16 protein-coding genes are annotated in these 14,377 nt (G+C 62.9%); 7 read left to right on the top strand and 9 right to left on the bottom strand.

Going from position 1 to position 14,377, the window contains the following annotated elements; genetic code table 11:
- Nucleotides 1–51: 51 nt before the first annotated feature.
- The 9 genes from FJ946_RS24155 to FJ946_RS24110 form a co-directional block, all read right to left on the bottom strand.
- Entirely contained in the window at nucleotides 52–1,080 is a 1,029-nt protein-coding gene (locus FJ946_RS24155) for a histone deacetylase family protein (protein WP_140564675.1), read from the bottom strand.
- The gene (locus tag FJ946_RS24150) at nucleotides 1,077–1,583 is read right to left on the bottom strand and encodes a GNAT family N-acetyltransferase (protein ID WP_140564673.1); all 507 of its coding nucleotides are present in this window, start codon (nucleotides 1,581–1,583) and stop codon (nucleotides 1,077–1,079) included. Before FJ946_RS24150 ends, FJ946_RS24155 begins: the two co-directional genes overlap by 4 nt.
- Nucleotides 1,584–1,780: 197 nt before the next feature.
- A complete protein-coding gene (locus FJ946_RS24140) occupies nucleotides 1,781–2,710 on the bottom strand; it encodes a 3-keto-5-aminohexanoate cleavage protein (protein WP_140564671.1) in 930 nt (309 codons plus the stop codon).
- A 4-nt stretch (nucleotides 2,711–2,714) separates the two neighbouring features.
- Entirely contained in the window at nucleotides 2,715–4,100 is a 1,386-nt protein-coding gene (locus FJ946_RS24135) for an aspartate aminotransferase family protein (protein ID WP_140564670.1), read from the bottom strand.
- Between the two features lies 1 nt (nucleotide 4,101).
- Nucleotides 4,102–5,742, bottom strand: coding sequence for a N,N-dimethylformamidase beta subunit family domain-containing protein (locus FJ946_RS24130; RefSeq protein ID WP_140564668.1), 1,641 nt, complete (start codon nucleotides 5,740–5,742; stop codon nucleotides 4,102–4,104).
- An 8-nt stretch (nucleotides 5,743–5,750) separates the two neighbouring features.
- The gene (locus tag FJ946_RS24125; protein ID WP_140560999.1) at nucleotides 5,751–6,515 is read right to left on the bottom strand and encodes an amino acid ABC transporter ATP-binding protein; all 765 of its coding nucleotides are present in this window, start codon (nucleotides 6,513–6,515) and stop codon (nucleotides 5,751–5,753) included.
- Entirely contained in the window at nucleotides 6,512–7,171 is a 660-nt protein-coding gene (locus FJ946_RS24120; protein ID WP_140561000.1) for an amino acid ABC transporter permease, read from the bottom strand. Before FJ946_RS24120 ends, FJ946_RS24125 begins: the two co-directional genes overlap by 4 nt.
- 11 nt (nucleotides 7,172–7,182) lie before the next feature.
- Nucleotides 7,183–7,830 carry an amino acid ABC transporter permease gene (locus FJ946_RS24115; protein ID WP_140564666.1) on the bottom strand — a complete coding sequence of 216 codons (648 nt, stop codon included), beginning with the start codon at nucleotides 7,828–7,830 and terminating at the stop codon, nucleotides 7,183–7,185.
- Nucleotides 7,831–7,892: 62 nt separating this feature from the next.
- On the bottom strand, nucleotides 7,893–8,675 hold the full coding sequence (locus FJ946_RS24110; RefSeq protein WP_140564664.1) for an ABC transporter substrate-binding protein: 783 nt from the start codon (nucleotides 8,673–8,675) through the stop codon (nucleotides 7,893–7,895).
- Nucleotides 8,676–8,810: 135 nt separating this feature from the next.
- On the opposite strand from FJ946_RS24110, the gene FJ946_RS24105 reads away from it, so the two are divergent.
- The 7 genes from FJ946_RS24105 (at nucleotide 8,811) to FJ946_RS24075 (ending at nucleotide 14,261) form a co-directional block, all read left to right on the top strand.
- Nucleotides 8,811–9,770, top strand: a complete 960-nt coding sequence (locus tag FJ946_RS24105) for a LysR family transcriptional regulator (RefSeq protein ID WP_140564662.1) — start codon at nucleotides 8,811–8,813, stop codon at nucleotides 9,768–9,770.
- 128 nt (nucleotides 9,771–9,898) lie between these two features.
- Nucleotides 9,899–10,147 carry a ParB N-terminal domain-containing protein gene (locus tag FJ946_RS24100; protein ID WP_006206067.1) on the top strand — a complete coding sequence of 83 codons (249 nt, stop codon included), beginning with the start codon at nucleotides 9,899–9,901 and terminating at the stop codon, nucleotides 10,145–10,147.
- A 206-nt stretch (nucleotides 10,148–10,353) separates the two neighbouring features.
- Entirely contained in the window at nucleotides 10,354–11,310 is a 957-nt protein-coding gene (locus FJ946_RS24095) for an alpha/beta hydrolase (protein ID WP_140564660.1), read from the top strand.
- Between the two features lie 148 nt (nucleotides 11,311–11,458).
- The gene (locus FJ946_RS24090) at nucleotides 11,459–11,854 is read left to right on the top strand and encodes a GFA family protein (RefSeq protein WP_140564659.1); all 396 of its coding nucleotides are present in this window, start codon (nucleotides 11,459–11,461) and stop codon (nucleotides 11,852–11,854) included.
- Nucleotides 11,855–12,098: 244 nt separating this feature from the next.
- Nucleotides 12,099–12,296 (top strand): hypothetical protein, encoded by a 198-nt coding sequence (locus tag FJ946_RS24085; RefSeq protein ID WP_140493757.1) that lies wholly within the window; start codon nucleotides 12,099–12,101, stop codon nucleotides 12,294–12,296.
- A gap of 257 nt (nucleotides 12,297–12,553) precedes the next feature.
- Nucleotides 12,554–13,426, top strand: a complete 873-nt coding sequence (locus FJ946_RS24080; RefSeq protein ID WP_140564657.1) for an undecaprenyl-diphosphate phosphatase — start codon at nucleotides 12,554–12,556, stop codon at nucleotides 13,424–13,426.
- Nucleotides 13,427–13,634: 208 nt separating this feature from the next.
- Complete coding sequence (locus tag FJ946_RS24075; RefSeq protein ID WP_140547555.1) at nucleotides 13,635–14,261, top strand: transglutaminase-like cysteine peptidase; 627 nt, start codon at nucleotides 13,635–13,637, stop codon at nucleotides 14,259–14,261.
- The last annotated feature ends 116 nt before the right edge of the window (nucleotides 14,262–14,377 follow it).

Here is a 14,377-nt window from a genome sequence, read left to right as displayed (position 1 = left end):
ATTTCCCGCTCTCGCTCTGGCCGATGGAGGTCTCAGGCGCAGCTCGACCTGTCAGCGTGCCTTGGTGCCGAACCCGGTCAGGAAAGCGGTGAGGTTGTCACAGAGTTCGTCGCAGAGATAGCCGCCTTCCTGGACGATTGCCGTCGGCAGGCCGAGCTTGGCGATGGCTTCGCCGATGCGCGAGAAACCTGGCGTCGTCACCGAAAGCCCGCCGAACGGATCACCCTCGAACGCGTCGAGCCCGAGCGCCACGACCAGCGCGTCGGGCGCGAAGGCGCGGATGCGCTGGAACGCCACCTCAAGCGCTTCCAGAAACGCCGCGTCGGCGGATTTGCGTGGCAAGGGCAGGTTGAAATTATAGCCGAGACCGGGGCCTTCGCCGCGCTCGTCGGCATGTCCCCAGAAGAACGGATAGAAGCGCACCGGGTCGGCATGCAGCGACACGGTGAGCACGTCGGGCCGCGCATAGAAGATGCCTTGCGTGCCGTTGCCGTGATGCAGATCGACATCGAGGATCGCAACCCGTGCCGCTTGGCGGCGCAGTACCTGTGCTGCGACGGCCGAATTGTTGATGAAGCAGAAGCCGCCGGCGACGTCGGCGAACGCATGGTGACCGGGGGGGCGGCAAAGCGCATAGGTGGCCGGCGCGCCCGCCATCACCGCTTCCGCCGCCTCGACCGCGCTCCAGGCGCTCCACAGCGCGCTTTGCCAGGTCTCGCCAGAGATCGGGCAGGCCGTGTCGGCCATGTGGTACCCAGCCTGGCCGACCGCGGAGGCCGGATAGGAGCCGTTGCGCGCGATCGGGTGAATGTTGGGGATCACTTCAGCCGAGGCACCCTCAATGCGTTGCCAACGCGTGTAGATATGCTCCAGGAAATCGAGATATTCGGGCGTGTGCACCGCCGCGACCGGACCAAGTCCGTGATTGCGCGGCCGCTCGATCGTGCAGCCGGCCGATTTTGCGCCTGCTAACAATCTCTCGACGCGCTCCGGCTTTTCGGGATTGGGCTGCGGGGCGCCGCTGGAAAGGAAAGCCTTGGGGTCGTGGCGCTTCTGCTCCTGCGCGTAGAAGGCTTTCATTCTTTTTCCTCCGGCGCGTCGACAAAGGCGAAGAAAGCGTCGCCGATGATCTTCTGCGTCTGCTCGTAGCTCGACCAGGCGATGCCCAGCCTTTCATAAAAGGCCTTTGCGCTCTCATTGTCGGTATCGACGGACAATCTGAGATAAGCGCCGCCTTGCTTGCGGCACTCGGCCGCGACGCGCCGCAGCAGGCGCTCGCCGATCCTGCGACCGCGAAACCGGTCCTCGACATAGAGGTCCTGCACATAGACGCCGGGCCGCCCCATCCAGGTCGAGAAGATCGGGAAATAGAGGCACAGTCCGGCGAATTCGCCATCGACTTCGGCGATCAGGGTCGAGAAGGCAGGTCTTTCGCCAAAGCCCCAGGTCCTGAGATCGTCTGGCGTTGAGACGATTTCTTCGGGCGCGCCGATATGGGTGCCGAGCTTCAGAATTGCGGCATGGATGGTTTCGACGTCTTCGATTCGTCCGGGGCGGAGGAGGATTTTTTCCGGGGTTGTCATGGCAGGCAGGGAGCCAAGGCACCCCCCTCTGTCCTGCCGGACATCTCCCCCGCAAGGGGGGACATTGGCAGCTTTGGCGCTGCCGCCCATTCTGCAACATCGAAAATTAGCAAAGGCGGAAAACACATCCGATCTCGGAGATGGCCGGCAGGCCAGAAGGGGGTGTGACGGAGCGCTATCATCTCAAGCCAGTCGCATTAAAACGCTACCCTGTCGCCACCCTTCAGCGCCAGCATGTCGCGTGCTTCGGCCGGGGTGGCAACCTCCAGCGACAGTCCATTGAGAATGCCACGGATACGGCGCACCTGATCGGCATTGGATTTCGCCAGCTGGCGGCCGTCGTAGAGACTGTCTTCGAGCCCGACACGGACATTGCCGCCCATCGCCGCGGCGATCGAGATCAGCGGCATCTGGTGGCGGCCTGCGGCCAGCACCGAGAACTGGTAGCTGTCGCCGAACAGCTTGTCGGCGATGCGCTTCATGTGGATGAGATTGTCCGGGTCGGCGCCGATGCCGCCAAGAATGCCCAGCACGAATTGGATGAACAGCGGCCCCGACACCAGCCCACGGTCGCGGAAATGCGCGAGCGAATAGAGATGGCCGACATCGTAGCACTCGAATTCGAAACGCGTGCCGCAGCCCTTGCCCAGTCTCTCGAGAACGCCCTCCATATCGGCGAAGGTATTCTTGAAGATCGTGTCGCGTGTGGCTTCCAGCAGCTTCGGTTCCCATTCGTGTTGCCATTCCCTTGGCTTGTCGAGCATCGGGAACAGCGCGAAATTCATCGAGCCCATGTTGAGCGAACACATTTCGGGCTCGGCCCGCAAAGGTGCCGCCAGCCGCTGGTCCAGCGTCATCAGGGAGGAGCCGCCGGTTGTGATGTTGATCACCGCCGACGTCGCCTGCTTGATGCGCGGCAGGAACTGCATGAACACGTCCGGATCGGCCGTAGGCCGTCCGTCTTTTGGGTCGCGGGCATGCAAGTGCAGGATCGAGGCGCCGGCCTCGGCCGCGGCGATGGCATCCGCCGCGATCTGGTCCGGCGTTACCGGCAGATAAGGCGACATGGACGGTGTATGCACCGAGCCGGTGACGGCGCAGGTGATGATGACCTTTCTCAGCGCCATTGTTTTATCCCCGGCCTTCGACCGGAAGGTCGAGCTCGGCAGCCAGGACTTCGAGCGAGTCGCCGATGATGGAGATGATCTCGCCGACCTGCTCGCTGGTGACGATCATCGGTGGTGCGACCATGAAATTGTCGCCGTCGACACCGCCCTTGACCTTGCGGCCATAGATGATCAGCCCGCGCTCATAGGCGAGGTCGAGGAGGCGCTGCGTGGCCTTTTTGCCCTGGTCTATCGGCCGCAGCGTTTCGGGGTCGGCAACCATCTCGGCACCGGTGAGCAGGCCCTTGCCGCGCACGTCGGCGATGAACGGGAAGCGCTTGGCTAGCTCCCGCAATCCCTCCATCAGCACATCGCCCATGGCGGCCGCATTGGCGATCAGGTCGAGCCGGTCCATTTCGCCGAGCACCGCCAGCCCTGCGGCACAGGCGAGCGGATTGCCGGCATAGGTGTGGCCGTGCTGGAAGCCGCCGGAGGCGAGCAGCGGCTGCACCAGCCGCATCGGCGCCGCCAGCGCGCCGAGCGGCGCGTAACCCGATCCCAGGCCTTTTGACAGTGCGACGATGTCCGGCTTGCAGTTCCAATGGTCGCCGCCGAGGAATTTTCCCGTGCGGCCGGCGCCGCTCATCACTTCGTCATGGATGAGCAGGATGCCGTAGCGGTCGCAGATTTCGCGGATGCGCCCATAATAACTGTCCGGCGCGACAAGCGCCGCTGTCGCCGCGCCGCCGATCGGTTCCATGATGAAGGCGACCACGCTCTCCGGCCCCTCGGCCAGGATCTTCTCCTCCAGCATGTCGGCATAGCGGAGACCGCGCTGTTCCATCGAGAGATTGTCGCGGTCGCGCCAGGCCGCCGGTGCCGGCACGGTCGGCATCACCCGCATCATTGGCGTGAAGGTCTCGGCCAGCGCGTCGTCGCCGGTGATCGACAGTGAACCCAGCGTGCCGCCGTGATAGGAGGGGAAGCGCGTGATCACCTTCCAGCGGCTGGCCTGGCCGGTGGCCACCGCCCACTGCCGCGCCAGCTTGATGCAGGATTCGGTCGCTTCCGAGCCGCCTGAGACGAAGAAGATGCGATCCATGCCTTCGGGCAGCTTGCCGGCCAGCTCACGCGCCAGCTCTTCTGCCGGTTCGTTCTCGAAATGCAGCCGGTAGGCGAAGGTGGCGCGGTCCATCTGCCGCTTCATGGCGTCGAGCACATTGCGGTTGGAATGACCGATATTGGCGACCATCGGGCCGCTCGATCCGTCGATGAAACGGCGGCCGTCCTGCGTCCACATATAAATGCCCTCGGCACGGTCGATCAGCGGCCGGCGCAGGCTGGAGAGGTAGAACAGATGCGATTGGCGCCGGGCGTCAATGTCCGGGGCGGCGGTCTGGGCTTTCGACATGTCAGGACTTTCCGAGATAACGATCGAGGACATTTTGGGTAACGCGTTCGACCATCGGGTCCTGCCTCAGCAGGCCGGCGACCCATTCGCAGCTTCCGGCGTGGAAGACCTCGCCCTTGCCGCGCGGGAAATTGACGATCATGCCGTTGCCGCGTTTGACTTTTTCCAGATTGGCGTCGCTCCGATCGCCGAACAGCGTCTCGGCGCTGAAGCGACCATCCTCGTCGGTGAGAAACTGATCCTCGATCGGGATATCGCCGCTTTCCTCGACCTGGCTGGCCATGCCGACGGCGAGAACCTGCAAGCCGTCCGGTGCGCCGCTGGTCGCGGTCGGGTAGGGAAGGCCGCCGCGGATTTCGAAATCCAGCCCGTCGACCTCATAGCCATAGACATGGCTGTCGGCGCCAAGCAGGTCGCCATAGTAGATGCCGGTTCCGGCAAAGGCCCAGTGCTCGGGCCGATACACGGGAAAGCCGCGCACGCCGCGTGGCGCGCAGCCGCCCCATCCGGCATAGAGGCCGCGTGTGGCGTTGAGCCCGAAGGTCGCCGAACCCGGCCGGCCGATCTCGGGCGCCTCCCAGGAATTGGTGGCGCGGGTGACGTCGCCGCCGCGATAGGCGGGGTCCTCGGCTCGGGCGCGGTATTTGTAGCAGACCTGCCGCCGGCCTTCATCCTCCAGCCGCGTCTGCCACATGAAGTTGCCGGCGAAGCGCGCCGCATGGCCGCCACGTTCGACGTAGCTGTCGACCGCATCGCGCATTTCCCAGGTCCAGTACTCGTCATGGCCGACAAAGACGGCGCAGTCGTAGCCATCGAGAATGTCGGGCGAGAAATGCAGATCGTGCTGGCTGGCGAGATCGACGGCGTAGCCCGCCCGTTCGGCGAAGCGGAAGAAGTGGCTGTCATAGCTCGCCCAGCCCGACGATGCGTATTTCTTCGAATGGCCGGTGGCGAGCGCCCATTCCATGTGTGGATAGCGCGGCACTGTCTTCGGCGGCACCGCGACCTCCAGCGGCACACGCGGCGCCTCCTTGGGGAGCACGACGAAGCCGCGGCACCAGGGGCGCTGCGTCGAGACGATCGGAGAATATTCGTTACGGTCCGGCCCGGTGATGCCCTGGTAGTGATTGGAGCCGCCCCAGGTGTTGTAGGCGAGCCAGGTGCCTGTCGCCGCCACCTGCAGCACACGGCCTGGCTTCTTGCCGGGCAGGGGCGCGACGATGAAAAGATGATGGGATTGGATCGGCTTGCCGTCGCGGCCTTCAGCAGTCAGCGTCACCCGGTAAGCGCCGGACGGCCAGTCGCTGCCGACGCTGAATTCGAACGAGGCTTCCCAGCCGCAGCCTTCGGCCGAGCACTGGTCTGGACTTTCCTGCCAACGCGCCGCAATGCCGGACTTCTCGAACACCTTTGTCTCGGTGCCGCCGTCGCGGACGATCGTCATGCTGAAGGACGGAGCCGTCGAGCTGACATGCAGCGTCACTGTCTCGCCGGCGCGGTAGGAAAAGCGGTCGCTGTAGCACCAGATTTCGCCGCGCTCGCCATCCATGCCCGGCCACTCATAATAGTGGCCGCGCACCGCGTGCCGGCGCTGCTCCGGCGTCAGTCCGAAATCGGGGAATTCAGTGGTCAATCTGGTCATCGTCGTACTCAGGCGGAAAGGTATTTTTTGAGGAAAGTGCGGGTGCGTTCCTTTTGCGGGGCGCGGAAGATGTCGCCCGGCGGGCCTTCTTCCACTACCACGCCGCCATCCATGAACAGCACCCTGTCGGCCACTTCGCCGGCAAAGCGCATTTCGTGCGTTACGATGAGCATGGTCATGTGCTCGGCGGCAAGCTGCTTCATCACCGCGTTGACCTCATCGACCAGCTCCGGATCGAGCGCCGAGGTGGCCTCGTCGAACAGCATCACCTTGGGCTGCATGGCCAGCGCGCGGGCAATCGCCACACGCTGCTTCTGCCCGCCCGAAAGACGCGAGGGATAGGCGTCGATCTTGTCGGAGAGCCCGACCTTGGACAACAGTTCAAGCGCCAGCGCACGAGCTTCGGCTTTCGGCATGCTTTTCAGGATCACCGGCCCCATCGTGATGTTCTCGATCACGGTCAAATGCGGGAACAGGTTAAAGTGCTGGAACACCATGCCCATCTGCTGGCGCACCTTGTTGATGTGCCTTTCGAACGCCTGGCCATGCAGCTTCTGGTTCACTTGCAGGCCGTCCAGCCAGACCTCACCGCTGTTCAAACCCTCGAGATGGTTGATGGAACGCAGCAGCGTGCTCTTGCCGGAGCCGCTCGGGCCGATGATGGCGACGATCTGCCCACGTTCGACCGACAGGTCGATACCTCTGAGGACCTCGACGGCGCCAAACGATTTGCGTGCGCCGCGGACCTCGACCATTGGCCGCTGCGTGCTCATCGGGAAACCTCCACATGTCTTTCGAACCGATGCAGGGCCGCTTCGAGCACGAGGTTGAGAATGTAGTAGAGCGCGGCGGCAGTGATGTAGAATTCGAAAGGGCGAAACGTTTCGCTGATCGCCAGTTGCGCCGAGTGAACCAGTTCGGCAATGCCGATGACCGAGACGATGGAGGATTCCTTCAACAGCGCGATCAAATTGCTGCCGATCGGTGGCGCCGTGTTGCGGATGGCTTGCGGTATCACGACGTGGCGCAGCGTCTGCCACTTGCCGAAGCCGATGCTGCGCGCGCCTTCCGTCTGGCCGACATCGACGGCCACGATGCCCGCGCGGATGACATCGGCATTGTAGACGGCAAAATGCAGTCCAAGGCCGACAATGCCGGCCGCAAGCGCAGGGATGTCGATGCCGACCTGCACCAGGCCAAAATAGATCAGGAAGAGCTGCAATAGCAGCGGCGTGCCCATGAATACCCACATGAAGGCGCGTACGGGGTAGGCCAGGATTGCCGGCGCGTAAAGTACGATCACGGCAAAGAAGATGCCGCCGACGAAGCTGAGCGCTCCCGCCGAGACCGTCAGCACTGATGTCCACCAGGCGCCGGTCAGCAGAAGATCCCAGTAGGGCGCGATGACTGTGAAATCCAGGCCTTGCATCGTGTTCTGCCTCAGACGATCGCGAAGCGTTTGTCGAGCATGTCGACTATGCGGGCGACGGCATAGACCATGATCATGTAGAGCAGGGCCGCGACGCCGAAGATTTCGAACGGCTTGTAGGTGGAGCCGATGAAGCGCTGCGCGGTGTAGGTCAATTCCACGACCGAGATGGTGGACACCAGGGCCGAGCCTTTCAACAGCGCGACCGTGTTGACGCCAAGCGGGCGGATCATCAGCCGGGCGGCTTGCGGCAGCACGACCTTGCGCAAGGTCTGGAACCGGCCGAATCCGATTGTGCGGGCCGCCTCCGTCTGGCCCCGGTCGACCGCAACCACCGCGCCTCGGATTGACTCCGCCATATAGGCGCCGATGTTGAGGCCGAGGCCGATCACGCCGGCCGCGAACGGATCCAGATTGATGCCGATCTGCGGACCGCCGAAATAGAGCACGAAGAGCTGGATCAGGCACGGTGTGCCACGGAACAGGCTCACATAGAGCGTGCCGATGGCCCGCAGGACCGCCGATCTCGACATTCTTGCGGTCGCGGCCAGTGCTGCCACGGCCAGCCCCAGAACCAGGGCCAGCGCTGTCAGTTCCAGCGTCACCAAGGCGGCTTCCACGAAGAACGGGAAGACGCGCTGCATCAAGGAGAAATCCATGGAATGGCCCGGCGCAGTGGCTTTCGGCTTCAGGCGGCCTGGACCGCCGAAGCCTGGCGAAGTTAGCGGATGTCGCTGCCGACCCAGTGCATCGATATCTTCTCGTAGGTACCATCGGCCATCATGCCGTCCAGCGCCTTCTGCATGGCGGCCTTGAGCTCGGGATTGTCCTTGCGGATGGCGATGCCGATGGCGACGCTGCCGCCTTCGATACCCGGCGTGTCGAGCTTGCGTACCTTCTCGCCGGTCTCCTTGACGGCGACCATGACCGGAATGTTGTCGACGACGATGGCGTCGACGCGGCCCGCCTTCAGCTCAAGCAGCAATTCCGGCAGCCCCTTATAGGTGCGGATGTCCCAGCCGCCCTGTTGGCGCGCCCATTTCTCATGTGTTTCGCCGAGCGTCACGCCAAGGGTCTTGCCCTTGAGTTCGTCGAGGCTCTGCACCTTGGAATCCTGGTTGACGAAAACCGCACGGCCGGCGTGATAGTAGGGGCCGACGAAATCGACCACCTTCTCACGCTCCGGCGTGATCGTCATCGAGCCGACCACGGTGTCGTATTTGTTGGCGAGCAGGCCGGCGATGATGCCGTCCCAGGCGGTCGTGATGATGGTGCCCTTGACGCCGATACGCTCGGCGATGGCCTTGCCGATATCGGCGTCGAAGCCGACGACCTCGTTCTGGTCGTTGACGAAGTTGAAGGGGGGATACTGCCCGCTCATGGAAATCTTCAATTCGTCCGCCGCCTTGACCTTCTCGAGGTCATCGGCCCTGGCCGAGACGTTAGCGAAGGAAGACGCAAACAGCAGCGCCGCGACGGCAATGCCGGAAAATACCTTGTTCATTTGAAACCTGTCCTCTGGATGGAGCGCGAAGGCTTGTTCTTGGGAGGCGTTGGGGCGCACTCCTGACGGCAATGATTGCCTTTGCGGTAGCATTGCGCAAATAGATAATGGAAATAGGGAGCATAGATATCAGGAATGGCATTGCCGCGCCCCGAACGGCTGGTCTGGGATCTGGACTGGAACCTTTTGCGGACATTCGTCGTCATCGCGGAGGTGAAGAGCATAACGCGTGCCGCCGAGAGGCTGAACCTCAAGCAGCCAAGCGTCAGCAATGCGCTGCGGCGGCTGGAAGACCGGGTCGGCCGGCGGCTGGTCGAACGCGATGCGACGCGCTTCGAGCTCACCGAGGTTGGACGGCTTCTCTACGAGCAGAGCATCGAGGTGTTCGGCACCATATCGCAGCTGCCGCTCTTGATGCGCGGCATCAGCGACGATGTCACCGGCCACGTCATGATCGCGACCGCCAGCCATGTGGTCTCGCCGCTGTTCGATCGGGCGCTGTCGGAATTCCACCGCAACTATCCGCGCGCCAGCATCACCATTTCGGTCGCGGCAAGCACCGAAGTGGCCAAGCAGGTGAGGGAGCGCCGTGCTTCGTTTGGCGTCTGCCTGGTCAGCCAGCGCGATCCGGCGCTGCAATACGACATGGTCTATCGCGAGTTCTTCGGCTTCTTTTGCGGGCCGCGGCACAGGCTCTATGGGCAAACCGGACTGACGCTCGCCGATCTCCGCGACGAGCCGTCAGTATCGTTCCAGACCGACCATATTTCGGATGCGCTGCGGCCGGTCGCACTGTTGCGTAGCGAAGCACGGCTGAACGCCGATGTCGTGGGCGTTTCGTCCAGCCTGGAGGAGGTGCGGCGCATGATCGTCGCCGGGCTCGGCATCGGCCCGCTGCCGCTGCATGTGGCGCGGCGCGATGTGGCCGACGGCGCGCTGTGGCGGCTGCCGCCCTATGATGCGCCGCCGGCCATCGATATCTTCCTGCTGGTCAATCCGGACAAGGCGATGAACCGCGCCGAGAAGGCGTTGCTGTCAGGGCTGCAGGCGTTGATTGCCGAGACGCCGTTCGAGGACCGTATCTACAAAGGCTGATACGCAATATCGACTGCGCGGCGGCAGACAAACCCGGTTGCCTCCGCCCTATTCGTCGCCATGCCCTTGGCCCTCGTCAACAAAGCGACTATCTCAGGACAAGGCGGCGTTCCGCCCCGGGGGTCGACATGCTCAGAGTGCAGAAGGTCAAGGTCGACGACATCTACGTGCCGACGGCGCGTAAGAAGACGCTGCATCCCGAGACGGTCCGTCATCTCGCTGAGGACATTCTGGAAAATGGCATGAAGATGCCGATCCAGGTCCGTCACGACGGCAAGCGTCATATCCTGGTAGAAGGCCTGCATCGGCTGGAAGCGGCCAAGTGGCTCGGCGAGACCGAGATTGATGCCTATCTGGTGCAAGCCAAGCGCCACTGACGCGTCCTCGATTTCGCCGTTGATCCCCATCCACGGGAAAGCCCCGGAATTTCTCCTTGATGATGTCGGTTTGCATTTCGCTGGTTCGTCCTTGGGACGGAAGCCGGTCAGACCAATATTCTCGATCGGTTTTCGCCCAGGTTGGGGCCGATGCACCAGCCAGCTCAAGAACGCACCGACACACGGACAGACTGGAGGAGATCGATATGTCCAAAGCCCTGCTTTTCGCCATTCTTGCTTCGGCCACGGCGCTTCTCGCCTGTCCGGGCATCGCCAACGCAAACGAGGTAAAATCTGCCATGATGACCGAAGCGAAGACACCGCCGAAGCCTGAAAAATCCGGCCTGCTGCCGATCAACGGCCTGAATTACTATTATGCCGTCTACGGCAAGGGTGAGCCGCTGCTTCTGCTGCATGGCGGTCTCGGCACAGCGGACATGTTCGCCCCCATCCTGCCGAAGCTTGCCGAGCATCGCACTGTCATCACCGTCGACCTGCAAGGCCATGGCCGCACCGCGCTTGGCGACCGGCCGTTCACGCTGGAGGCGATGGGCGACGACATGGCTGATATCGTCAAACGGCTTGGTTACGGCGAGGTCGACGTCATGGGTTATTCGCTGGGCGGCGGTGTCGCCTTCCGGATGGCCGTCCAGCACCCCGAAACGGTGCGCCGGCTTGTGCTGGTCTCGACCGGCTATGCCGCCGACGGTTTCTATGACGAGATGCGCCCGCAGCAGGCGCAAGTGAGCGCGGCAGCGGCCGATTTCATGAAGGACACGCCGATGTACAAATCCTACGTCGCCGTGGCGCCGCATCCCGAGGAGTTCCCGAAGCTGCTCGATACGCTCGGCAACTTCATGCGCCAGAACTACGACTACTCGGCCGATGTTCCCAAGCTGAAGATGCCGGTCATGCTGGCCTACGGCGACAGCGACATGTACAAGCCCGAGCACGAGATCAAGTTCTACCAGATGCTCGGCGGCGGTTTGAAGGACGCCGGCTGGATGCGTGAAAACCTGTCACGGAACCGCTTGGCGATCCTGCCCAACCGCACCCACTACGACGTCTTCTTCGCTCCAGAGCTGACGGCCGCCGCGCTGCCGTTCCTCAACGGCGAGACCAAGGTGAAGAGCTGGGACGAGGTGGTCGGCGAAACCGAATAGCTTGCCGGCATTGGCTGCCGGCGGTCTCCCTTGAGGCGGCCGGCAGTTTTATCGCTGCAGTCGATGGGATCGTATCAATGCTTTTGAATTGACCCGATATCCGGCCTCGATAGTCTCGCATCAAATCTTCTCGGGAATGGATACGGCAATGGCTAACTATCAGGGCGGATGCCTGTGCGGGGCGGTGCGTTATCGCGCCGACGTCGAGCCCGTCAACGAACGCATCTGCCATTGTCGGCTTTGTCAAAAGGCGATCGGCGCCGCCTTCAATGCGCGTGTGCTGTTTCGCATCGACGATGTGACGGTCGAAGGGCCGTTGGCGACCGCGAACAGCTCGCCGGATATTAAACGCGGGTTTTGCCCAAGCTGCGGTACGACGATGTTTTCGCGGCGCGATGCCGCCGGCATTATAGGCGTCACCACCGGGTCACTCGACGATCCGTCCGTCTTCAAGCCGCAGATGCACATCTGGACCGCCTCCAAGCAGCCCTGGGTGGTGCTCGATGACGGCTTGCCGCAGCACGAAGGCGCGCCGCCTGCCTGAGGCCTCCGGCCTCCCTTCCCGCCTTATGAAAGAAGGTGGATCGGCGCTTGAGCGCCGAAACCGATGAGCTGTGCCGGATGAAGCGGGCCAACAGAAGGGTGAAATTACGTGACCGTGACAAAAATTAATCGAAACAGTCACGAAATAACCGAAACAGTCACGCGAAAGCCGGCAAAGCGTCATTGGCGAGCCATCATTGTCTCCCTATTTAACCGGTGCGGGCCGGCATTCGAGGAGACGACGGATGAACGACAGCATCAGTACCCTGGACGAGCTTTTGAGCGATCCGATGGTCCTGCTTGTGATGGAGCGCGATCGTGTGCGCCCGGAACAGGTGCGCATGCTGCTCGAACGGGCGCGTCGGCCTTCCGTCGAGGAGCCGGTTGTGCCGCCGGCGCACGTGATCGCCAGGGCGTGCCAGAAACTCTGGCTGTGCCCCTGATCGCATCGTGATTTCCTCCAGTTTTTGCAGGCCGACCCGCCGGGCCGGTCTGGCCACTGCCTGGTGCTGCCAACGCGCCGAGGCGGCGCGGTGTTGATATTCGAACGCGCCTTCCGCACTCGCTGACGCCCATTCCCGGGTGCCAGTTCACAAATCCGTAAATTGATTTTCCGTCCCATGGCGGTATGGCTTGCCCAGGGGCCGATCGCCCCAGTCGTTCCCCGCGCAACTCCGATCTCTCTGACATGGAATTCGACATGGCCGACAGCTGCATGCAAGGCATGGACATGGGCTTTGTCGGCCTGGGCTACGCCAAGGTCGCATTTCTCGGCTTGGTGCAAGGCATCACCGAACTGCTGCCGATTTCCTCGACCGCCCACATGCGCGTCGTCCCGGCGATGCTGGGCTGGCAGGATCCCGGCTCCGCTTTCTCCGCCGCCATGCAGCTTGCGGCCCTCGCCGCGGTGATCAGCTACTTCTGGAACGATGTCAGGGACATCCTGTCCGGTTCGGTCAGTGCCTTGAAACGGCGCGATTTCGCCGACCGACATTTCCGGCTGGCGCTCTGGATCGTGCTGGCGACGATCCCGATCGCCATCGCCGGCGTGGCTCTGTCTGGCCTTCTCAACGCCTGCAATTCGCCGCTGCGCGGCCTCGGGGTCATCGGCTGGGCCTGCATCGTCATGGCACTCCTGCTGGCGCTGGCCGAACTCCGTGCCCGCCATGCGCGCACCATGGGCCAGGCATCCATGGCCGATGCGCTGCTCGTCGGCATCGCCCAAATCGGCGCATTGATCCCGGGCGTCTCGCGGTCCGGTTCGACCTTGACGGCAGCACTGGGGCTCGGCTTTAAGCGGGAAGAAGCGGCGCGCTTTTCATTCCTGCTGGGGCTGCCGGCCATCGCACTCGCCGGTCTCAAGGAGCTCTGGGAACTGCACAAGGCCCATCTCGATGCCCATGGCTGGTCGATCCTCGCGGTCGGCCTGGTCGTCGCCTCGCTATCCGCCTTCTTCGCCATATGGGGCCTGATGCGCGTGCTGGAACGCTTCTCAGCCTGGCCTTTCGTCATTTATCGCGGAGGGCTCGGCATCGCCTTGCTGCTAGGCCTGGCGATGGGATGGCTTGCCTGAAGCAATCCCGGAAAGCGCGCAGCGGTTTTCCGCCGGCGTCAAACAAGGGACTAAAAGGCAACTCCAGGAATGTGCGAGCCGGTGTTGCTTCGGCGCAACCCCGGTCGGGCATGCGTCGATCGCCAAAGATGTGATCGGCCGCCTTCATTGACTCCAGGCAAAATCCATCTTTAACGTTCTGTTAACAAAAATAGATGGGTGGGGCCGTATGGCATCCTCGGTGGGTTGGCGCCGCAAGGCGAGGGGTTTGGGGTTTGCGTTGGCGCTGACGGCTTTTTGTTCGGCCGCGGGTTTGGCGAATGCGGGACCGCTTTCCATGACCATCGGCGGGCAAACCTCCCAGCCGATCGGGCACTATGATTTTTGCAAGGTCCATTCTGCCGAATGCTCCATCCGCTCGCCCGCCAACGCTCCGGAGAGCATGACCGGCCAGCTGTTGCGGGAAATTTCCGCCGTAAATCTCTCGGTCAACACCCGCGTCAAGCCGATGAGCGACATGGACAACTACGGCAAGGATGAGTGGTGGGCCTACCCCGATAACGGGTTTGGCGACTGCGAAGACTACGCGCTTGAAAAGCAGCGCGAACTCCAGGCCGCCGGCATTGCCATTGCCAATCTGCTGATGACGGTGGTGCGCAAGCCCGACGGCGAAGGCCACGCCGTGCTTACGGTGCGCACCGACAAGGGCGATTTCATCCTCGACAATCTCAGCGACAAGGTTCGCCTCTGGAACCAGACAGGCTATCGCTACCTGAAGAGACAGGCGAGCGACAACAGCGGTCGCTGGGTTTCCATCCTTGGCGGCGACGAGCGGCTCGTCAGCTCTGTTCAATGATGTCGCCGATGTCTTGCGTCGGCAGCCGCATGTCGACCTTGGCCGTTTGATCCATTCCCGCTTGGGACCGTTCTTGCGTCGTGCCGGCGAATGCTGGCGGCGGCTCGTTGGAACCG

Source organism: Mesorhizobium sp. B2-4-7 (assembly GCF_006442685.1).
Classification (GTDB): Bacteria; Pseudomonadota; Alphaproteobacteria; order Rhizobiales; family Rhizobiaceae; genus Mesorhizobium.
The sequence above is the reverse complement of the archived record's forward strand: the minus strand, read 5'-3'. Positions and strand labels throughout refer to the sequence as shown.